We start from the raw sequence: 21,247 nt of genomic DNA on the forward strand, positions 1-21,247 counted from the left end.
ATGACGGCGCTACGTCGCCTTCTTCGCGAACGTCGCCTTGAGATTGTCGAACAGCTCCACCTTCACGCCGTTGCGGCGCATGATGAAGCTCTGCTGGAGCACCGAGAGCGTGTTGTTCCAGGCCCAGTAGATCACGAGACCCGCCGGGAAGCCCGCCAGCATGAAGGTGAAGATCAGCGGCATCCAGTTGAAGATCAGCTGCTGGGTCGGATCCGGCGGCGTCGGGTTCAGCTTCATCTGGAACCACATCGTGATGCCCATGATGATCGGCCAGATGCCGAGCGCGAGGTAGTGGCCGAACACCGGGATCGTCGTCGGATCGAACGGGATCAGCCCGAACAAGGTGAACAGATTGGTCGGATCGGGCGCGGAGAGGTCCTTGATCCAGCCAAAGAACGGCGCGTGCCGCATCTCGATGGTGACGAACAGCACCTTGTAGAGCGAGAAGAACACCGGGATCTGGATCACCACGGGAAGACAGCCGGCGACCGGATTGATCTTCTCCTTGCGGTAGATCTCCATCATCTCCTGCTGCTGCTTCACTTTGTCGTCGGGAAAGCGCTCCTTCAGCGCCTGAAGCTGCGGCTGGACCGACTTCATCTTCGCCATCGAGGCGTAGGACTTGTTGGCCAGCGGGAAGAACAGCAGCTTGACGATCACGGTGACGAGCAGGATCGAGATGCCGAAATTGCCGAAGAAGCGATAGAAGAAGTCGAGGCCGAGGAACATCGGCTTGGTGATGAAGTAGAACCAGCCCCAGTCGATCAACAGATCGAAATGGTTGAGGCCGAGCTCCTTGTTGTAGCCGCCGAGGCCGGCGAACGGGAACACGCCGACGACGCCGGCTTCCTTGGCGCCGGCGAACAGCCGCGCGTTCGCGGTCGCGGTGCCGCCGATCGCGACGGTGACGGGGTCGAGCAGATAATCGGTCTGGTAGGTGTGGACGTTGCCGACCGGGTTCGACGAGAAACGCGCCTGGAGCTGGGCACTGGTGTCCGGCAGCAGCGCCGAAGCCCAGTACTTGTCGGTGATGCCGAGCCAGCCATTGGTGGCCTTGAAGTTCACCGCCTTGGCTTCGTCGATCTTCTTGTAGGCGTATTCCTGCAAGCCATCGAGATAGCCGATCAGGCCTTCATGCAGGATGTAATAGCCGGAGACCTGCGGCGTGCCGTGGCGCGAGATCAGCGCGAACGGGTAGAGCGTAACAGGCGCGTTGCCGACATTGCTCACCTCGTCCTTGAGCGTGAAGAGATAATGGTCGTCGACCGCGATGGTGCGGCGGAAGGTGAGGCCCTCGCCATTGTCCCACTTCAGCACCACCGGCGTCGTCGGCGTCAGGCTGCCGCTGCCGTCCTGCTGCCAGAGGGTCTGGGCGTCCGGCAGCTTGGCCGTCACGCCCGTCGCCGGCACCCAGCCGAACTCGGCGTAATAGGGTTCTGCGGTGCCCGAGGGCGAATAGAGCACGATCGGCGGCGACTTCGGGTCGACCGTCTCGCGGTATTGCACCAGCGCAATGTCGTCGATGCGGCCGCCCTTCAGCGAGATGCTGCCGGCAATCCGCGGCGTGTCGATCTTCACGCGCGGGCTGGCTGCAATCGCGCTTTCGCGGGAAACGACCGGCTGGGCCTGGTTCGCGGCCGGTGTTGCCGGCTGGGCCGCGCTGCCGGGCTGCGGCGCGGCGCCCGGCGTTGCGGAGGCCGTCGGCTGCGGCGTGTTCTTCTGGAGCTCGGCCTGCGCCTGCTGCTGGGCGCGCTGCTTCTCCATCGCCGGCACATTGTAGAAATATTGCCAGGCGATCAGGACGAGGCCCGACAGAATGACGGCGAGGATGGTATTGCGATTGTCGGTCATCACTATTGTCTCGTCATCAATCCGGTTTGCGGCTGGTCGCAGGAGCGGGGCCGGGCCTTGAGCCGTCGGTTCTTGAGCCGCGTCCCTTGTGCGTATGCCGCGCAGGCTTCGTGAACGCTATGCGCAGATCGTCGAGCATGGTGGCGAAGTCGCGCGAGAGCGCGTCCCTTCGGCCGACCAGTACATAGTCATGATGGGGCTGCATCGACACCGGGTCGAGCCGCTTCACCAATTCGCGAAGCCGGCGCCGGATGCGATTGCGCTGGGGGGCGTTGCCGTTCTTTTTGGTAACGGTGAAGCCGATCCGGATCGGGCCGCTGTCGTCGCGGCGGCGGCTTTGCAGGACGAACGCGGGACTATTCGCCCGCGCGCCATTGGCAACGGCGAGGAAATCCGCTCGCTGCCTCAGCCGATCCATGATGAAATCCCAAAAATGGGGGTCCGGCTCAGGCGCTCAGACGCTTGCGGCCGCGGGCGCGGCGGGCGGCGAGAACCTTGCGGCCGCCGGCAGTGGCGAGACGGGCACGGAAGCCGTGACGGCGCTTGCGCACCAGTTTGCTGGGTTGATAAGTCCGCTTCACGGGTTTTTCTCCGCTGACCGGGCAATTTGCCTGTAGAATTGATGATAAAGTCCGGAAGATGCGGCCCAAAACGGGCCCTTTTCGGCCCCAAGAGAGCCGCTCCCGGCGTGCGCACCGGGTCATCGCGGACAATTTGCGCGGCTTATAAGCGAGCGTCTTCTTTTCGTCAACGTCGCAAGAGCGCACTGTTCCGGTGAATATCACTGTTTGTGCGGGGTTTTTAACCCTTGAGGTGGCGACTCGCGATATCAGAGCTTACATCCCACCTTGAGAGATTAGCGATCCGTAATTTGACCGGCCCCCGGCCGGGTCGCATCCTTCATCAGCCAGGCTCTATTACAAAGCCAACAGGGGCGAACTTCGTGGCAGCGACAGACCTCCAGCCGGTCCATGATACGGATCAGCCGGGCCAGCCGGCGATGCGGCCGCGTGGGCCCAGCGGGCTTGGGCTATCCGGCAAGCTGCTGCTGCTCACCGTCCCCCTGGTGATGATTGCCGCTGTCCTGCTCTACGTGCCCGCCATCGCCAACTTCTGGGTCAACCGGCTCAATGACCGCGTCGCGGCGGCTAACACCGCCGCGCTGGTGCTCGACGCCGCCCCGCTCGGCATGGTCCCCGAGTCGCTGTCGCGCGAGATCCTGAAAAGCATCAATGCGCGTGCCGTCGCCATCAAGATGGGACAGCAGCGACGGCTGCTCGCCAGCGACAACCTTCCCACCGCCATCGAGCATGACATCGACCTGCGCGACATGACGGTGTGGGAGGCGATCACCGGCTCGTTCCGGATGATGCTCGAGACCGGCAACCAGGCCATCCGCATCGTCGGGCCCGGCGTCGGCAACGCCCAGTTCATCGAGATCGTGACCGATGAGCTGCCGCTGCGGCAGCAGATGTATCGCTTCTCCCGCAACGTCGTGGTGGTCGCGCTGATCATCGCGGTGCTGACCGCGGGCCTCGTCTATCTCGTGCTGCATTATCTCTTCGTGCGCCCGATGCGGCGGCTGACCGCGAGCCTGGTCGGCTTCCACGAAAACCCCGAAAGCTCGGCGCGGATCATCGTGCCGAGCCAGCGCAGTGATGAAATAGGCGTCGCCGAGCGCGAATTGTCGGACATGCAGCGCGATCTGATGTCGATGCTGCACCAGAAGAGCCGGCTCGCCGCCCTCGGCCTCGCCGTCTCCAAGATCAACCACGATCTGCGCAATCTGCTCGCGTCGGCCCAGCTTCTGTCCGACCAGCTCGCCAGCGTGCCCGATCCGCGGGTGCAGCGCTTTGCGCCGAAGCTGGTGCGCTCGCTCGAGCGCGCCATCGCCTTCTGCCAGTCGACGCTGTCCTACGGCCGCGCCCAGGAAGCGGCGCCCGACCGCCGCATGATCATGATCGAGCCCGTGGTGCTGGAGGTGCGCGAAACCGCGGGCCTCGCCAGCGACGCCTCGATCGCCTGGGTCGCCGCGATCGAGCGCGGGCTCGCGGTCGATGCCGATCCCGACCAGCTCTTCCGCGTGCTGCTCAACCTCGTCCGCAACGCCGCCCAGGCGCTGGAAAGCCATTCGTCGGGCGACGGCGGGGCGCAGCAGATCCGGATCACGGGAAAGCGCGAAGGTGCCGTCGCCATCCTGGAGGTCTCCGACACCGGCCCCGGCGTCCCGCAGAAGACCCGGGACCATCTGTTCGAGGCGTTCCAGACCTCCGGCCGCCCCGGCGGCAGCGGGCTTGGCTTGGCGATCGCCGCCGAGCTGGTCCGCGCCCATGGCGGCGAGATCCATCTGGTCGAGGGCACCATCGGCGCCACCTTCCGGATCGTCATCCCCGACCGCCCCGTGGAACTCCTCTCCATCCGCAACGAGCGGCAGAGGGCGTAGTCGGCCAGCGACCCACCCGGGAAATCGTCACCTCTCTGTAAAATCTCCCCCTCCCGGACCTTGCCAATCGAGGCAAGAGCGGTTAGTCAGAGCGCTCTTTCGCACCCCTCCGGCGCTGTCCGGAGGCTGCCTGCGGGCCCAGCCCGCACTGTTTGCGAAAAACGCGCCCGTAGCTCAGCTGGATAGAGCATCAGACTACGAATCTGAGGGTCGGACGTTCGAATCGTTCCGGGCGCGCCATCATCTCGCGAAGTCCTTGTTTCTCGGGAATAAATCGACAAATCAATAGCTTCGTCCTGCCGCACTGGTATCAAGCGGTGGGATCAATGGTGCGTGTCGTGGGACTTGGACTGATACAGAACGAGCATGGCGTTTGGTGTGTGCGCCGGAAGGTGCCCAAGCGTCTCGAAGAGGCAGTTGCGAGAGTTCAGGGAGCGGCGAGAGCACGACAGCCATGGCTCAAGCGTTCATTGCGCACCAAGGATGAGAAGCGAGCCAAGGTTCTCGCCAAGCCGATCATGATGGAGTTCGACCGCATCCTCGCGCAAGCCGAGGCTCTGCTTGTCGAGCACCCCGTGCGCACGTCGCTGACCGAAGCTGAAATCAAAACCATCAGCGACTACTTTTATGCGCACGAGCTGAACGCTGACCAAGAGCTTCGCGAGGAGGGCGTTGGGTCTGATCCGGTGTTTGCAGACGTTCATCGTCAGCTCACCGAGGCTGGTGTCGAGTTCGCAAGCCCCTTTGATGTCTCGCAGGGCTCCTCCGGCCTCTCAGACAGGATGATGCACAAGATTGAGGAGGACACTTCAGCCGTGCTGCCTGCATTGAAACAGGCTTTGGCGCGCGGCAAAGTAGACTTCATCCGCTATGAGGTCAGCGAGCTGCTTCAGCTCTTCCGCATCAATCTCGATCCCAACTGCCCCGACTTTCGCAAGCTGGCGCTCGCCGTCATGAGGGCCGAGGTCCGGGCCTTGGAGGCCATCCAAGCGCGCCATCAAGGCGAGCCGATTGAGAGCCCCAAGCTGGTCGAACCTGGAGCAACCAGCGTGTCCGCGTTGGGTAGTTGGCGCTTGCGGGCTGCTTACGAGGGTTGGGTCAAAGTGGAGCCACGCAAGAAATCCACTCAGCTCGAATTTGCGCGCGGGATTGATCGCTTCATTGAGCTTCACGGTGATCTTGATATCTCCCAGATCAGCCGCCGCCATGTGCGCGAGTTTCGGGACGCGGCGCAGCTCGTACCGGCAAGGAGAAGTGGGAAGCTCCTCAAGGCCGGTCTGCCTGAGCTTGTTGAATACTCACGCAAGCATCCCAATGAGCCGCGACTGAAGGCGGCCACCATCAACAAATGGCTAAATTGCCTCGGAGCGGTGCTGAACTGGTCGCGGAAAAATGGGCTCATCCCTGATGAGGTGCCGTGGTCCGATCCTGTATCCGGCATGCGCTTGACGGAAAGCAAAAGCAATCGACAGCCGTGGGAAGTCGATGAACTCAAGTTGCTCTTTGGGTCACCTGTGTATCGCAGAGGCGAGCGACCAATGGGCGGAAAAGGTGAAGCCGCATTCTGGCTGCCGCTCCTCGCACTGTTTAGCGGCGCGCGCCTGAACGAATTGGCGCCGTTGACTGTCGAAGACGTGAAGATTGACGCAGCATCAGGGGTGCGCTTCGTGACGGTCATTGAAGACGAAGACGCGGGTAGAGGTGTCAAGACCGAGCAATCGGTGCGGGCCGTTCCGGTTCACCCGGAGCTTGTGCGGATCGGCTTTATTGACTTCGTAGATTACGTTCGTGCGTCTGGTGGGGCCCCCGCGCGCCTTTTCCCGCAGCTCACAGCCGGTTCAAAGGGCGGCTTTGGGGAAGCATTTTCAAAGTGGTTTGGCCGCTACAAGCGCGCACTCGGGGTCGAGAACCCGAGCAGCGTCTTCCATTCGTTTCGACATGGCTTCAAGGATGCGCTGCGCGCGGCGGGCGTGCAGGAAGACGTCAATGACGCTCTGACCGGCCACAGCGGAGGCAATGCCGTTGCGCGAGGTTACGGGTGGCGAGATATGGTTCGCCGCTTCGGTTTTCCGAGGCTGAATGCCGCGGTGGAGAAGGTAGCTTATCCCGGTCTCGACCTCACAGACATCCGGTGGACAGCAGCTCAAATCACATCAAACAGTAGGGCCATAAAAGGACCTGATAGGTCATCCGCAAGGTACAAGAAGTCACTGCGAGCGCGCTGAGGCGGATCGAGGAGGCGCTGAACGCCCGAGGCATACCCATCGAACCCGGAGGGCATGTACGCTCAGTCCGGTGCTAACATCGCCAAATTCCCATGATAGCAATCACGCTTTTACTTCGGTTTCCTTCGAAGCCTTATGGCGCTGTGGCGCGCTTGCACCATTTGGAAGGCGTATGCGGACCTTTTGGAAGCGCCGCCGATGCCACTCCCATCCATTTCGTTTCTTCCTCGCCGCCTTGGCTTCGACTTGGTCAGCATGCAGGACCACCATGAGGAGCCTCTCGACTCTATCAAGGTTTTCCTGCGCCCCCGAAGCCTTGTCTTTCGAACGAAGAACGCCGGTCAGGATGGGTGTGGCCGTTGCGTCCAGCTTCAACCGCTCCTTCCACCGCACGTAGCTTTGCCCCACCTTTGCTCTGTGCTTCGCGTAGCTGGGATGCTTCGGGAACCTAAGTCGAGGCTGGGGCCCCCGAGCTTTCACGACGAACTCAGTGACGGGCGACCCAAACCTTCTCTTGTCCAGCAACCCCCTGTAAGTGACCAGCGTATCGGACACGCGCTCCAACATGCGGGCCGCAGTTTTGTAAGGCACGTCGAGCGCCTCAGCCACCTCGGGCACGCTCACGTTACGACTGTTGGTCTCACTAAGAACGTAAGCCAAGCGCATCCAGTTCACGTAAGACACTCGGGTCCGTTCGAGCGCGGTGCCAACGGTGGCTGTGAATTGTCGGCGACATTCTCGGCAATGACGCAGCCCCGCACGATGGGACTGCTTCTCTCCCCCAATTTCAAAGCTCTGAGCCTTCGCGTGACAGTGGGGGCACACGGGGCCGTCGGGCCATCTCAAGGCTTCCACAGCGGCTCTCGCAGCATGTTCATCATGGAAGACGGGATGGCTGGAAGGGAAAGTCTTCATCGTGGCGAGTCGTTAGCGGACCTGTTTTGTTAAGTCCATTGATTTTGCCGGGTCAAGCCAAGAAGCATAAGAAAAATCAACAGCATGCTCTGGGCTGGTGGGCGATGCTCCGTCCCTGTGTGAACAGGAGGCGTCTTTCGGAGCCCGCAAACGGGCGCAAGGCGGAACTGCCTGTCAGACCACGAAGTAACTACGCAAGGAACTCAAATGAAATTTCCGATGAACGACACCGACTTCGAACAAGAAGAACTGAACTGGGACGACGCGCTCGATTGGCTCTACGGGGAGCTTGAACTCTGCCAGTGCGATCCCGCCGAGAACGAATGGCAGGTTGGCTACGAAACCGCGCTTCGCGATTTCTTCTCGCATCTTATCGGACGTGATCCGAGCGAAACCCTGCACTAGGCGACCAATGCAGAAACCAAAGAGAGAAATGACAACCACGACCAAATCTCGCCCACGAAAGAAGTCTGCACGGGGCAAGGGCGCCCCGAGGGCCACTCAAGCTACATCAGCGCGCCTCAAGGAACTCTGGGCCACTCCTGAGTTTCGCGAGAAGATGAAGCACCGAGATCAAGCGCGGATCGCGGCTGCTAAGGCCGACCCGACCAAGTTCTACAGATACGGTGTGCCCGATGGGATGCGCCGAGCCGAAGCAGAACACCTGTGGGCACGAGCAAACGAACTTGCCGATAGGTTCATCGAAGGCCTGAAGGCGAAAGGTGAACTGCCTGACCTGCCCCGCCAGGTTGCCAACAACAACGACGGTGGGATCTTCGTGCCACCTACTGACGAAGGAAAGGCCGAGGGTGCCCTGCGCGAGGCCTTCGTGCTCGCTGTCGGACCATCGACCCCACGAGTGAAAGCTCAGGCCATCAACATCGTCCTCACGTACACCAAGGCCAAACCAACCTGCAAAGAGGCGCTTCTATGCGATAGGCCCGAAGACTTTCTGAACACGATTATCGGCTCGGGCGACTGAGCAGACGCGAGCGACACCAGCCGCACAGGGCGAACACCAGAGACACCATGGGAGACCTTAGAAGCCTCTGGTGAGCCTTGGGCGACCGACAGGTTCGTGGCCGGAAGCCTGCTGGTCTGCACAAGAGGCGAACGCCGTAGACCAAGATCAACTTATCTCTACGTGTAGATGTTGTCTTGCTGACCACATCCTATGGCTGACGTTAGCTTCTGGGCTTTGGGACGCGCCTTGTCCTAAACACCAACAAACAAACTCAACTACGACATGCCCGGTAAGGGCTCAGGGAGTCCACTGAGGCGTTTTTGATGGGTGATGGCGTTATGCCGCACCAAGGTTCTCAAACGATCCCTCAGGGCTCCCTGTGGCCCACAAGGCAAGCTCCGAGCCCGTTGTGGCTCAAGCTAATCACCTTCAACTCTCCACACCAATCTCCCCCTCAAGCTCCACTTTGATTGTTCTCTTAGTGTCTGTTCCAAAACATGTTGAGTCGAATGAATCGGTTGTGATTCAAGGTGAGCGGCCTGATTCGATGGGGACGCGCCGCCAATGTGGACTACCGAGAACCGTGCACGCTACGACCGCAGCCGCCTGCGCTATCCGAGCGACTTGACCGACGAGGAGTGGGCGCTGATCGCGCCTCGCATCCCGCCGGCCAAGCGCGGCGGCAACAAGCGTACGGTGGACCTGCGCGAGATTGCCAACGGGCTGATGTACATCCTGAGCACAGGTTGCCAGTGGCGCGCGATCCCCAAGGACCTGCCGCCGCGCTCGACGCTGTATGGCTACTTCGATCTGTGGAGCTGGAACGGCACGCTCGATAAAATTCATCACGCCCTCTATGTCGAATGTCGCGAAAGGGCCGAGCGCGAGGCTTCTCCCACCGCCGCCATCATCGATAGCCAGAGCGTGAAAAGCGCTGAAAAAGGGGGCCTCATGATCTCCATGGCTACGACGCGGGCAAGAAGATCAAGGGCAAGAAGCGGCACATTCTCGTCGACACGCAAGGCCTCTTGATGCACGCCATCGTGCATGCGGCGGACATCCAGGATCGCGACGGCGGCGTGCTCCTGATGGCAACGTTGTTCGGCCTCTATCCCTTTCTTCTGAAGCTCTACGCCGACGGCGGATATCAAGGGCCACATTTCCAGAAGGGGCTGCGTAGCGCTCTGAAGCGCGTGAACCTCGAAATCGTCAAACGCTCCGATCAGGCTCACCGTTTCGTCGTCTTGCCCAAACGCTGGATCGTCGAGCGTACCTTTGCCTGGCTCGGGCGATGCCGAAGACTGTCCAAAGATTGGGAATGCTTCAATCACAGGGCGCTCGCCTTTCTCAAGCTGGCCTCCATCCGACTCATGCTGCGAAAGCTATGCAATCCAAGGTAATCTTTCCGGACAGACTCTTAGAAGAGAAAGGGGGAGGTTTTATCAATCATCAAACATGACACTTCCTGACCGTCCTTCGGCCGGATGAGGGGTCGTGTTCAATTCAAGGACAATTCTGCTTTGCAGACCTCTATCGACCAGCACGGGCTTGCTCTCGTGCCGTCGCAAATCTTTCTGAACCGTATGGTTCAACATTGGTCCGAAATCTCTGACGGCAACATGCCCGCCACACCGGCCCTCAAGGAGGCTTGGTGCGTCTTCGAGAGTAGGTCCAGAGAACTGATCATCAACAATGCGAGTGACAGTCCATTCAAGCCTTCTGTGGTGCTTCCCCTGCCGACCGGCTCGGGTAAGACCGAAGGCACCTGTGTTTACGCAGCTCTCCAAGCGGAGGCCAACGCGAAGGAAGGGATGCCAATTGGCACTCTGATCGTCACACGGCTTATCAAGGACGCTGACAGCTTGGTGCAGAAGATCAACGCAATCGCTGGACGTCCTGTAGCGGTCACCAGTCACACCGAGGGTAAACTCAAGGCCCACGAAATGGCCGAGGCGGACGTCTTGGTGATCACCCACGCCGCCTTCATGCGCGCCTGCTGGTCCTTCGGGTCGGGCTCAGAGGAGCGTTGGAACTCGTTCTACTCGTGGGCTGGAGGCAAGCGCCATCTCGTCGTGGTGGACGAGGCATTGCTGAACTCAGTTAGCCACCATCGGGTCAGCAGCAAGGACATTGAATTGGTGTTGCGAGCGATACCGCACGAGGACAGGGACAAGTTCGGAGGTGCTATCAAGACACTGACGAACCTACAGCGCTACCTCGACAAGCGGGAACAAGAGCAAGCCCGCGGCGATGCTCAGACGGTGCCTCTGTGGGCTCAGGGCTTCCCCGAGCAAGCCACGGAGATTGAAGCTCTCCACGAGGCCTTGGGCTCTGTCGAGTTTGATCCCGACCTCTTCGCCGAGGATGCTGCACACAACGTGTCAACCGTGCTTGAGGCGGTGCAGGTCATGCTCGAAGAGTTCGCCTATTATCACCGCAGCGGTGCCCAACACACCCTGAACTCTGCGCGCTACATCATCCCCAAGGGCATGCCGGGTGTTCTGGTACTGGATGCCACAGCGCGCTCAAACGTGACTTACGAGCTACTGGGGGGCGGTGTCATGATCGCTGATGTACCTCGCGGCATTCGCAACTACGAGAACGTGACACTGCACGTCGCACGCACGACCTCGGGAATGGGAAAGACAAAGATGGAGAAAACTAAGCACACGCGCCTACCCCGGCTCGCCGCTGAACTACGAAAGGAACTTCCCGAAGGGAGCAATGTCTTCTTGTGCGTCCACAAGTGCGCCAAAGACCTGGCTGGCACCTACAGCACATCAGAACTGCCGTTGCATATCGGCTACTGGGGCGCTGTGGACGGGAAGAATGATTGGCAGCATTGCAACGTGGCTGTGATCTACGGGCTCTATTGGCAGGACCCGACGCGTCCGATCAACAACGTGTTTGCCATCGACGGGCCGAAGGATGCCTCGTGGCTCAAGGCTCCACGCCACGGCACACACGAGAACATCTTGGCCGTGATCTCTCAGAAGGACGTTTCGGCATCAGTGATCCAAGCCATCAATCGCATTTGCATCAGGCGCGTAACCGATACTGACGGGCGATGCGCAGAGGCGGATGTGTACATCGTCCTGCCGAAGGACTGGCGCGGAGATGCTATCCTGAGAGACATCCACACCAACATGCCGGGCCTGAAGCAGGTTGCATGGGATTTCGAGCCTGATGGCCCGAAGGTCTATGCGCCGCGCAGTAATTCGGTCGCTCAAGCGGTAATCGAACTGATGCGGACACGCGAGCCGGGGCCAACGCCTCTTTCCTACATTCGCACTCAGCTCTCACTGACAGGCAGGCAGTTCGGAAGGCTCAAGGAAGACCTTGCGAAGGTCGCCAGTAACTTGTCCGCCGCGCTTCGTGAGTTGGGAGTTCTCTACAGGGTCGAAGGGCGAGGCTCTGCCACGAAAGGCTATCTTGTGAAGGTCGCGTAAACGGCCTTAGAGCCTGACTCAAAATTGCATTGCTGTTTTTATCGCTGCGATGCGCCTTGTCATGAGTTGGACAGAGGCGAGGAAGAGCCAGGCAGTTGCGCTTTCGATGGTTCGCTCGAAGTCCTTGGCCAATCTGCGGTTGCGGCCGAGCCAGGCGAAGGTTCGTTCGACCACCCAGCGGCGCGGAAGCACCTCGAAGCCCTGTGCGGCATCGGAGCGCTTGATGATCTCGACAGTCCACCGGCCGATCTTTTCCAGCACCGCCTTGAGCTTTTCGCCGGCATAGCCGCCATCGGCGAAGATATGGCGCAGCCAGGGGAAGCGGTAGCGAATGCTGCACAGGACATCTGGCGTGCCGTCACGATCCTGGACGTCGGCAGCGTGAACGATCGCTCCGACCAGGAGCCCTTGGGTGTCGGTGACGATGTGGCGCTTTCGACCCTTGATCTTCTTTCCCGCGTCGTAGCCGCGAGGGCCGCCACTTTCCGTGGTCTTGACCGATTGGCTGTCGATCACGCCGGCCGTCGGCGAGGCCTCCCGGCCGATCGCCTCGCGCGCCAGCATCAGGAGTGCGTGGTTGATCGATTGCCACAATCCGCTGTCGCGCCATTGGTAGAAATAGTACTGCACCGTGGTCATTGGTGGGGGATGTCCCGATCGCTGTTGAACTACGTCGGGTCGACGTTGCCGGAATGAATATTACGCAGCCCTCGTGACGTGGGCAACGGACTTGATTGTCATGCGATCGTGGTGAGCTTGAAGGGCCGCACGCAGAACCGACAATTGCTTATGCGCCTTCAATCGTCGGAAGCCCTTGTTGGCCTCGATCATACCGGCCGCGACCCATCGCAAGGCCATACCGGCATCCCGCCAGCGTTTAACGTTGCGCGTGACGCGGCGAATGGTGCCCATCATGTTCTCGGCGATATTGGTACAGGCGAGCGATCGGCGAAGCTCCTTCGGCAACTTCAACCGGACGACAGTCAGGATTTCGTCGAGGCCTTCGAGGATACTGGCCGCAACGCCGGGCCATTGCTGGTCGAGTCGACGCGCGAGATTGCGGATCAATTTTTCAGCCTTGTCGGCGTCATCGAGCTCCCAGGCCTGGCGCAGCACCCGGCGGGTGGCCGCATGATGCTCTTTCGGCAGGCGTTCCATGATGTTGCGCGCCTTGTGGATCTGGCAGCGCTGGATCGCAGCGGCCGAACCGAAGGTGCGGCGGATCGCCTTCGACAACGCCTTCGCGCCGTCGGCGATGAACAGTCTTGGCACCGTCGGGTCGAGCCCGCGCGAGACCAGGTTGTCCAGCAGGGCCTGAACCGTTGCTGCATTCTCGGTCGCCCCTTCCACCAGCGCCAGCGGATGCTTGTTGCCTTCGCCGTCAACCCCGATCGCGGCCACCAGCACGAGATCGTCGTCGAGATGCAGCCCGTCGATTTGGACCACCAGAAGGTCGAGCGCGGACAGATCGGCAGCCATGAAGTCGGCCAGCCGCGCCGCCGACAGAGCCACGAACCTCCGCGAGGCCGCCGACTTCGAAATCCCCGATCCGGGCGGTGCCGGCACGTCACCCTCGGGCAGCCGGACGGCGCGGCCGAACCGGCGCGTCGACACATTGATCAGCATCAGGTTCATCGCCCAGCGACCGAGCCAGTCCTCCTGCGCCGCCGTTTCCCAGCTCGGGATCGTGACCTCGCGGCCGTCCATGCCCCGGACCCGCGGGCGATCGACCTCGATCTTGCCGCCGTGGAAACCGATCCGCCCCCGCGTTCGGCCCCAACGGTGCGCCCGCCGCGCCGCATCACGACCGTGGCGCGGCCCGCAGGCCGCTGTCACATCCGCCTCCATCATCGTGCCGAGCGCCTCGATTCCTGCCGCAAGGCAGAACCGATCGAAGCTCGCTCGCACTTCCGCAAATGATTTCTCCACAGCCCCGGTCGCCGGCCAACCAGCCGGTGTGATATCTCTCGTCATGGCGTTGCTCTCCTTTGTGGAATCAGCACCCCGAGCCTACCGGCTCAAGGTGGGCAACGCCGACCTCTTCAGAAATTCAACAGAACCCGGGACATCCCCCATTGGTGGAAACAGAGTGGGCGGCAGCATGCGCCACGGCAATCCGCCGCGCAGCAGATAGAGTACTGCCTCGACGATGTCGCGATAGCTCCATTTCGGGCGCCGCCCGCGATTGGCCCGCACAGGAAGCAACCTCTCCAGCACGCCCCATTCCGCATCCGTCAAGTCGCTTGGCAAACGCAGCTCCTCTCGGGCAAACTGTGCCCGGGTGATATCAGTCCACATTCTCGATCCCTTTGATGCTTCGCAACACCGATGGAATCAGAACTCGCTGATATCACTCAACTTATTTTTCGGTCGGACACTTAGGGCCGCACCAAGGCTTACCAATCCGAGCCTCCGGTGCGGCCTCCGCCTCGCCATCGACCGCAAATTACGCCTAAGGCTCGGTTGGCTTATCTGCGCCTGCTTACTGGTTTCAGCTCCGCCAAAAATCCTTGAACCGCGTTGACGTAAGTTCCGTGTACTTCACCGTGTGCTGGATGTTCCGGTGTCCGAGATAGGCTTGCAAGGCACGCGTGTCGTGTCCCTTGTTCGCCAGCGCGAACCCGCAGGCATGCCGCAACATGTGCGGATGAGCCTTGAACCCCAGGTTCACCTGTGCGCCCGCCCTCTCGACCATCCGGGCAAAGCCTGCCGTGGTGAATGGCGCCCCCCGCTCCGATGTGAACACAAAGGGCGACTTGGGCTGCTGCTCGCGCTGGAGCCGCCTCAACCGCCGCAGTTCGTCTCCGAGGATAGGATGCGTACTGGGGCTGCCCTGCTTGACCCTGCGGACGTGCAGGGTGGCCGTTGTGAAGTCGATCTGATCCCAGCGCAGGTCCGCCAGCTCGGCCGCCCGAAGGCCGTGACGGTAGGCCACGAGGATCATCGTGCCGTCCCGGTGACCCCAACGGTTGCCCTTGGTGGCCTCAATCAGCCGCTCGACCTCGGCCTCGGTTAGGTACTCGCGGGTTCTCAGGTCGGCGTTGGGAAGCCGCTTCGGTGTAACTGTCCGTTTTTCGATGTCCGGCGTGATCAAGCGGAGGTGCGATTTGGCCAACGTTTTCACCAGAATGAGAACGAGTACTGTTCGTATAATGTCCGAATTACGAACAGTTTGCAAGAGGCCCTCGGCTCTCCCTTTCGCCCGCGGGGCATCTCAACGGGTCCCCTTTTTCCGGGTGGGGCCCCTTTGGAAAAGCAGGCCATCCCCGTCTTCAAAAAGCGGGTTTAAAGGGGCGCCGCCGCCGCCCGGCTGCCAACTCCGGTTTGTCCGTGGCTCCCGGAATTCGACCTTCTTTCAGGTTGCAGCGCTGCGGCTTATCGCAGATAGATAGCCGCGGGGGCAGGAATGGCGCAGGCTGGCAACTTTCAATTCTTAAAGCTTCACGATGCGCGTTTGGTGGCATATGGAGCTGCCGCCGAGCGTTATCTGCACGACGACCCCAACACGGCAATTTTCAAACTCCGGCAGTTCGCCGAGCTGCTTTGTAAGAGCATTGCCGCTCGACACGCCCTCTACCTTGGGGAGCGAGAGACTTTCGAGGAAACGCTTAGACGGCTTAGTCTTGAACGTATAACCCCCAGGGAAGTCGCGGACGTTTTCCATGCCATCCGCAAGATTGGCAATCGGGCAGTCCATGACGGCGAGGGAACCATCAGGGACGCGCTGTCTGCCCTGAAGTTTGGCTGGCAACTCGCGATCTGGTTTCACCGCGTTTACGGTAAGCAACCTGGCTTCAAGCCGCCGCCGTTCATTGTGCCGGTAGCACCCAGTCAGAAGGAAATCGAGCAGGCCGCTGAACGGCTCCGCGTGACGGAGCAGCAGCTGGAAGACGCGCTCCAAGCCCTCGCACAAGCGACTGGCGAAGCGCGGGAAAACTTCCGCGCACGCACGACCCTCGAAGAAAAACTGAAAGAGCTGGAAGAGGAGCGCTCTGTGTGGGAGGCGCTTGCTCACGAAGCCGAGCAGGAGAAGCTTGGGGGAGTGCCCAAGCGGCAGCACCAAGCATCGGAAGTATTGCTTTCTCGACTTTCCGAGCCGATGGAAGCCTTTAGAACTCAGCGTGATCGTCCTCTCGACAGCCTTCAGGAGGCTGCGAAGCAGGCACCTCAAACCGATCTGCTTGATCTAGTCGCTCGCGGTGAAGAGGCGGCAAAGAACATTGATCTGGACGAAGCTTCAACACGTGACCTTATTGACCAGCAGCTCCGCGATAGTGGATGGGAAGCAGATACAAGGGCGCTTCGCCACAGTGAGGGTGCTCGCCCAGCTAAGGGCCGAAATGTTGCAATTGCTGAGTGGCCGACCGCGAGTGGACCGGCAGATTATGCGCTATTTGTTGGTTTGACACTCATCGGCGTCGTTGAGGCAAAGCGGAAGCGTAAGAACGTATCCGCCGCCATCGATCAGGCCGAGCGCTATTCGGTCGGGATGAAAGGCGACGAGGCATTCTCGTTCGCGGATGGGAGGCCGTGGGGCACTCACCAAGTGCCATTCGTGTTCGCGGCAAATGGGCGTTCATACCTGAAGCAGATCGAGACTGAGAGTGGCATCTGGTTTCGCGATACGCGACGTTCAGGCAACCACCGCCGAGCACTGGTAGGCTGGCCAACCCCTGAAGGCCTTGTCGGGCAACTCGAAATCAAACCAGATGCCGCCGACGCTGCTCTGAAGGATATGCCCTTCGCGTTTGGCTTTCCGCTCCGAGAATATCAACAGGGCGCGATACGGGCTGTGGAAGGGGCCTTAGGCGATGGGCGACGTTCGATGCTGCTCGCTATGGCGACAGGTACCGGAAAGACCAAGCTCGCGATAGCAATGCTTTACCGCTTACTCGAAACTAAGAGGTTTCGGCGCGTCTGCTTTGTCGTTGACCGGTCCGCCCTTGGTGAGCAAGCAGCGGGGGAGTTCACGACGACCAAGGTCGTATCGGGAAAGGCCTTCGCCGACATCTTCGGCCTCAAAAGGCTCTCCGATGTGATGCCGGAAAGCGAAACGAAGGTCCACATCTGCACCATACAAGGGCTCGTCAAGCGCGTCCTATACGCGGCTGATAGCTCGGAAGCGCCGCCTGTGGATCAATACGACCTCATGGTGATCGACGAGTGTCACCGTGGCTATTTGCTTGACCGTGAAATGTCGGACGCTGAGTTAAGCTTCCGTGGTCAAGAGGACTACATTTCCAAGTACCGTCGCGTCCTTGAGTACTTTGACGCGGTAAAGATAGGGCTCACGGCTACCCCGGCACTCCACACGACCGAAATATTTGGCGATCCGATTTTCACGTACTCTTATCGGCAGGCGGTGATCGATGGTTTCTTGATCGACCACGAGCCTCCCGTGCGGATCGAAACCGCGTTGGCGCGGGCAGGTATAGTTTTTTGAAAAGGATAAACAGCTTGATCTGCTGAACACTCGAGCCGGCGAAGTCAACTTAGCTCATGCGCCTGACGAAATCCGATTTGATGTCGAGCAGTTCAACAAGCAGGTTATCACTGCCGAGTTCAACCGCGTAGTGGCCGAGGAGCTTGCGAACCACATCGACCCATCGGCGCCTGGGGCTGGAAAGACATTGATTTTTGCCGCGACCGACGCTCACGCTGATATCGTCGTAGCTGAAATCAAAAAGGCGTTCGCAAAGAAATACGGTGATATCGATGACGCTACGGTAAGGAAGATTACTGGAAGCGTGGATCGGGTGGGAACCCTTATCCGGTCTTTCCGCAACGACGCCGATCCCAAGATTGCCGTCACGGTCGACCTGCTTACGACCGGGGTGGATGTGCCTTCCATCACAAATCTGGTGTTTCTGCGAAGGGTCAACAGCCGCATTCTTTATGAGCAAATGATAGGCCGCGCTACGCGGCTGTGCCCCGACATTGGCAAGGAGGTGTTCCGCATCTTCGATGCCGTCGACCTTTACCCGCATCTGCAAGAATTGACGGACATGAAGCCGGTGGTGGTCAATCCATCCATTAGCTTCGAGCAGCTTTTTGAGGAGCTGGTGACGGCGGATAAAGACGCCCACCGGGAAGCCATCCGCCAGCAACTTGCCGTGAAGCTCCGCCGTGCCTTGAAGAGGCTTTCGCCCGAAACGCGCGCCAAGTTTGAAGCAGCGGCCGGCGAGGCGCCCGAGGCGACACTGAAGCGCTTATTGGAGGTAAAGCCCGCGGAGTTGTCGGATTGGTTCTCGTCTCGGTCGGCGGTCGGGCCGATCCTGGATTGGCAAGGTGACGGCGATGGGCAGCAGCCACGCTTCATGCCTATCTCGCATCATCCCGATGCCGTGATTGCCGTCACGCGCGGATATGGCGCCGCGAGTAAGCCGGAAGATTTTCTCGAGGGTTTTAAGGCGTATGTGCGCGACAACATTAACACCGTCGCAGCCCTGAAGCTCGTCGTCCAGCGGCCCCGTGACCTGACACGGGCGGACTTGCGCGAGCTTCGCGCCGCACTCGATTTGAAGGGTTACTCCGAGGCAAATCTTCGTCGGGCGTGGGCCGACGCCAAGAATGTGGATATCGCCGCTTCCATCATTGGCTTTGTTCGGCAGGCGGCCTTAGGTGACCCGCTGGTGCCCTATACAGATCGGGTGAAGAGTGCGATCCAGAGGGTATTGAGCGGCAAGAAGTGGAGCGATCCTCAGACCAGATGGCTCCGCCGCATCGCCGAACAAGTTCAGAAGGAAATCGTTGTTGATCGAGAGGCGCTTGATCGAGAGCCATTCGCGGCGGATGGTGGCTTTGCGCGCCTCAATAAGGTCTTCGATGGCGAGCTTGAGAGCTTGCTGAGCAGCATCAACGAAGAAATGTGGAAGAGGGCAGGATAATGTCAAACACTGGCGACATCGTCGCGAAGCTCTGGTCACTATGTCATATCCTGCGTGACGATGGCGTTACCTACAACGAGTATGTGACCGAGCTAACTTATTTGCTCTTTCTGAAGATGCTTGAGGAGACCAAGAAGGAAGAGCGGCTCCCAAAGGCGTATCGCTGGCGGGAACTGGCGAAGCGTGATGGTCTTGATCAACTCGACCACTACAAGCGGCTCTTGCTCGACTTGGGTAAACCAGACGTCAAGGACGTGCTAATTCGCGCAATTTTTACGGATGCGCAAACGCGTCTTCGAAAGCCTACCAACCTAAAAGCGCTGACCGCAGCCATTGACCAACTCGATTGGTTCTCGGCTCGCGAAGAAGGGCTTGGCAATCTCTATGAAGGTTTGTTGCAAAAGAATGCTGAGGACAAAAAGTCAGGTGCGGGTCAATATTTCACGCCGCGTCCTTTGATCGATTGTGTGGTTCGCCTCCTGAAGCCCGATGTCGGTGAGGTGGTGCAAGACCCAGCGGCAGGCACGGCCGGTTTCCTCGTGGCCGCCGACCGTTACATTAAGGATCGGACAGATGACCTCTACAAGCTGACCGAACAACAGGGACACTTCCAGAGGCATAGTGCCTTTGTCGGTGCTGAATTAGTGCCCGACACGCATCGCCTCTGCATGATGAACCTCCTCTTGCATGGGATTGAGGGTGGGGTGGATTTGGCTGACACGCTCTCGCCGGATGGCGAACGCCTGCCCAAAGCCGATTTGCTGCTGACCAATCCTCCTTTCGGCACCAAGAAGGGCGGGGGACGACCCACGCGTTCCGATTTCTCCATTACGGCCGATACTTCCAACAAGCAGTTGGCGTTTATCGAGCACGTGGTCCGGGCATTGAAGCCCGGCGGGCGCGTGGGGATGGTCGTTCCGGATAATGTGTTGTTCGAGGACAACACGGGGCGCCGTTTGCGTACCTGGCTAATGGAGCTTTGTAACCTGCACACCATTGCGCGGCTGCCGACCGGGATTTTCTATGCGCAGGGGGTGAAGACCAACCTAATGTTCTTCCAGCGCGGCAAGACTGACAAGGCGAACACGAAGGCTGTATGGGTCTACGATATGCGCGCGAACATGCCAGCCTTCGGCAAAACGCGTCCCCTCGTTGTCGAGGACTTTACCGAGTTCGAGAAGGCCTACGGTAGCGATCCCAATGGAGGCGCGAAACGGAAGGATCAGGGTGAAACCGGACGATGGCGTTGTTTCACCCGAGAAGCCATCAAGGCTCGCAACGATAATCTGGATATTTCGTGGTTGCGTGACACGGAAGTTGAGGCCGAGGAACAACTAACTGAGCCTGACGATATCGCCGCCGCTCTCATCGGACACCTCAAGGCCGCGCTGGAGGCCATCGAAACATTGTCGGAGGAACTGGAGCCGAATGGCGCCGGCGAATTTGCGGCCGAGGCAGCAGAATGAGTACAGCTGCACTTGGATGGACGCAATTAACCTTCGGTGAACTGTTTGATCGCTTGCAATATGGGTTGACCGCGAAAGCGAGCAAAAGCTCAGCGGGAGTGCCATTTTTGAGGATCACCGATATCGCGGAAGACGGCATCGATTGGCAAACCGTGCCTAAGAGTCTGTCCGGAAAGATTACCTTGGATTGCATAGCTTTCGCAGCATGAGTCGGATGGAGGCCAGCTTGAGAAAGGCGAGCGCCCTGTGATTGAAGCATTCCCAATCTTTGGACAGTCTTCGGCATCGCCCGAGCCAGGCAAAGGTACGCTCGACGATCCAGCGTTTGGGCAAGACGACGAAACGGTGAGCCTGATCGGAGCGTTTGACGATTTCGAGGTTCACGCGCTTCAGAGCGCTACGCAGCCCCTTCTGGAAATGTGGCCCTTGATATCCGCCGTCGGCGTAGAGCTTCAGAAGAAAGGGATAGAGGCCGAACAACGTTGCCATCAGGAGCACGCCGCCGTCGCGATCCTGGATGTCCGCCGCATGCACGATGGCGTGCATCAAGAGGCCTTGCGTGTCGACGAGAATGTGCCGCTTCTTGCCCTTGATCTTCTTGCCCGCGTCGTAGCCATGGAGATCATGAGGCCCCCTTTTTCAGCGCTTTTCACGCTCTGGCTATCGATGATGGCGGCGGTGGGAGAAGCCTCGCGCTCGGCCCTTTCGCGACATTCGACATAGAGGGCGTGATGAATTTTATCGAGCGTGCCGTTCCAGCTCCACAGATCGAAGTAGCCATACAGCGTCGAGCGCGGCGGCAGGTCCTTGGGGATCGCGCGCCACTGGCAACCTGTGCTCAGGATGTACATCAGCCCGTTGGCAATCTCGCGCAGGTCCACCGTACGCTTGTTGCCGCCGCGCTTGGCCGGCGGGATGCGAGGCGCGATCAGCGCCCACTCCTCGTCGGTCAAGTCGCTCGGATAGCGCAGGCGGCTGCGGTCGTAGCGTGCACGGTTCTCGGTAGTCCACATTGGCGGCGCGTCCCCATCGAATCAGGCCGCTCAC

General features: G+C 60.0%; 15 protein-coding genes, 1 tRNA gene and 5 pseudogenes. 11 read left to right on the forward strand and 10 right to left on the reverse strand.

The window, feature by feature from the left end; genetic code table 11:
* Nucleotides 1-9 precede the first annotated feature (9 nt).
* Genes yidC through rpmH form a run of 3 tightly spaced genes read right to left on the reverse strand, consistent with a single transcriptional unit; the run spans nt 10 to nt 2,432 of the window.
* Entirely contained in the window at nt 10-1,851 is a 1,842-nt protein-coding gene (yidC, locus tag HAP41_RS46695; RefSeq protein ID WP_063979809.1) for a membrane protein insertase YidC, read from the reverse strand.
* A 16-nt stretch (nt 1,852-1,867) separates the two neighbouring features.
* Entirely contained in the window at nt 1,868-2,269 is a 402-nt protein-coding gene (gene rnpA, locus HAP41_RS46700; RefSeq protein ID WP_063979808.1) for a ribonuclease P protein component, read from the reverse strand.
* A 28-nt stretch (nt 2,270-2,297) separates the two neighbouring features.
* Nucleotides 2,298-2,432, reverse strand: a complete 135-nt coding sequence (gene rpmH, locus HAP41_RS46705; protein ID WP_008542748.1) for a 50S ribosomal protein L34 — start codon at nt 2,430-2,432, stop codon at nt 2,298-2,300.
* Between the two features lie 362 nt (nt 2,433-2,794).
* Between rpmH and HAP41_RS46710 the strand changes: the two genes are divergently transcribed.
* The 3 genes from HAP41_RS46710 to HAP41_RS46720 all read left to right on the forward strand — a co-directional run bounded on the left by HAP41_RS46710 (nt 2,795) and on the right by HAP41_RS46720 (nt 6,519).
* Entirely contained in the window at nt 2,795-4,294 is a 1,500-nt protein-coding gene (locus HAP41_RS46710) for an ATP-binding protein (protein ID WP_094183985.1), read from the forward strand.
* 163 nt (nt 4,295-4,457) lie between these two features.
* Nucleotides 4,458-4,534: transfer RNA gene (locus HAP41_RS46715), tRNA-Arg, on the forward strand.
* An 86-nt stretch (nt 4,535-4,620) separates the two neighbouring features.
* Nucleotides 4,621-6,519 (forward strand): site-specific integrase, encoded by a 1,899-nt coding sequence (locus HAP41_RS46720; RefSeq protein WP_321576668.1) that lies wholly within the window; start codon nt 4,621-4,623, stop codon nt 6,517-6,519.
* Between the two features lie 102 nt (nt 6,520-6,621).
* Here HAP41_RS46720 and HAP41_RS46725 read toward each other — a convergent pair whose 3' ends face one another.
* On the reverse strand, nt 6,622-7,194 hold the full coding sequence (locus HAP41_RS46725) for a hypothetical protein (RefSeq protein ID WP_224581067.1): 573 nt from the start codon (nt 7,192-7,194) through the stop codon (nt 6,622-6,624).
* A 108-nt stretch (nt 7,195-7,302) separates the two neighbouring features.
* Nucleotides 7,303-7,434 (reverse strand): annotated as a pseudogene (locus tag HAP41_RS50875) (transposase); the annotation flags it as partial.
* Nucleotides 7,435-7,653: 219 nt separating this feature from the next.
* Here HAP41_RS50875 and HAP41_RS46730 point away from each other — a divergent pair.
* From HAP41_RS46730 to HAP41_RS46745, 4 genes and pseudogenes are all read left to right on the forward strand, one after another.
* Nucleotides 7,654-7,839, forward strand: a complete 186-nt coding sequence (locus HAP41_RS46730) for a hypothetical protein (RefSeq protein WP_166067313.1) — start codon at nt 7,654-7,656, stop codon at nt 7,837-7,839.
* 28 nt (nt 7,840-7,867) lie between these two features.
* Nucleotides 7,868-8,416, forward strand: a complete 549-nt coding sequence (locus HAP41_RS46735; protein ID WP_166067293.1) for a hypothetical protein — start codon at nt 7,868-7,870, stop codon at nt 8,414-8,416.
* A 546-nt stretch (nt 8,417-8,962) separates the two neighbouring features.
* Nucleotides 8,963-9,798: pseudogene (locus HAP41_RS46740) on the forward strand (IS5 family transposase).
* 120 nt (nt 9,799-9,918) lie between these two features.
* Nucleotides 9,919-11,847 carry a DEAD/DEAH box helicase family protein gene (locus tag HAP41_RS46745; protein WP_166067279.1) on the forward strand — a complete coding sequence of 643 codons (1,929 nt, stop codon included), beginning with the start codon at nt 9,919-9,921 and terminating at the stop codon, nt 11,845-11,847.
* Between the two features lie 18 nt (nt 11,848-11,865).
* Here HAP41_RS46745 and HAP41_RS46750 read toward each other — a convergent pair.
* The 4 genes and pseudogenes from HAP41_RS46750 to HAP41_RS46765 all read right to left on the reverse strand — a co-directional run.
* Nucleotides 11,866-12,492, reverse strand: a pseudogene (locus tag HAP41_RS46750) (IS5 family transposase); the annotation flags it as partial.
* Nucleotides 12,493-12,546: 54 nt separating this feature from the next.
* The gene (locus HAP41_RS46755) at nt 12,547-13,821 is read right to left on the reverse strand and encodes an IS256 family transposase (RefSeq protein WP_166064748.1); all 1,275 of its coding nucleotides are present in this window, start codon (nt 13,819-13,821) and stop codon (nt 12,547-12,549) included.
* A gap of 90 nt (nt 13,822-13,911) precedes the next feature.
* Nucleotides 13,912-14,145: pseudogene (locus HAP41_RS46760) on the reverse strand (transposase); the annotation flags it as partial.
* 193 nt (nt 14,146-14,338) lie between these two features.
* Nucleotides 14,339-14,962: a tyrosine-type recombinase/integrase gene (locus tag HAP41_RS46765; RefSeq protein WP_206706265.1), complete on the reverse strand. Its 624-nt coding sequence runs from the start codon at nt 14,960-14,962 to the stop codon at nt 14,339-14,341.
* A 291-nt stretch (nt 14,963-15,253) separates the two neighbouring features.
* On the opposite strand from HAP41_RS46765, the gene hsdR reads away from it, so the two are divergent.
* From hsdR to HAP41_RS46785, 4 genes are all read left to right on the forward strand, one after another.
* Nucleotides 15,254-17,290 (forward strand): type I restriction-modification system endonuclease, encoded by a 2,037-nt coding sequence (gene hsdR / locus HAP41_RS46770; RefSeq protein WP_224580556.1) that lies wholly within the window; start codon nt 15,254-15,256, stop codon nt 17,288-17,290.
* Between the two features lie 130 nt (nt 17,291-17,420).
* On the forward strand, nt 17,421-18,734 hold the full coding sequence (locus HAP41_RS46775; RefSeq protein WP_224580555.1) for a type I restriction-modification enzyme R subunit C-terminal domain-containing protein: 1,314 nt from the start codon (nt 17,421-17,423) through the stop codon (nt 18,732-18,734).
* Entirely contained in the window at nt 18,734-20,200 is a 1,467-nt protein-coding gene (locus tag HAP41_RS46780) for a class I SAM-dependent DNA methyltransferase (protein WP_166067257.1), read from the forward strand. Before HAP41_RS46775 ends, HAP41_RS46780 begins: the two co-directional genes overlap by 1 nt.
* Entirely contained in the window at nt 20,197-20,409 is a 213-nt protein-coding gene (locus tag HAP41_RS46785; RefSeq protein ID WP_166067212.1) for a restriction endonuclease subunit S domain-containing protein, read from the forward strand. Before HAP41_RS46780 ends, HAP41_RS46785 begins: the two co-directional genes overlap by 4 nt.
* Here HAP41_RS46785 and HAP41_RS46790 read toward each other — a convergent pair.
* A pseudogene (locus HAP41_RS46790) lies at nt 20,378-21,213 on the reverse strand (IS5 family transposase). The gene HAP41_RS46785 and the pseudogene HAP41_RS46790 sit on opposite strands and share 32 nt — an antisense overlap.
* Nucleotides 21,214-21,247: the final 34 nt, after the last annotated feature.

The organism is Bradyrhizobium barranii subsp. apii (assembly GCF_011516635.5).
Taxonomy (GTDB): Bacteria; Pseudomonadota; Alphaproteobacteria; order Rhizobiales; family Xanthobacteraceae; genus Bradyrhizobium; species Bradyrhizobium barranii.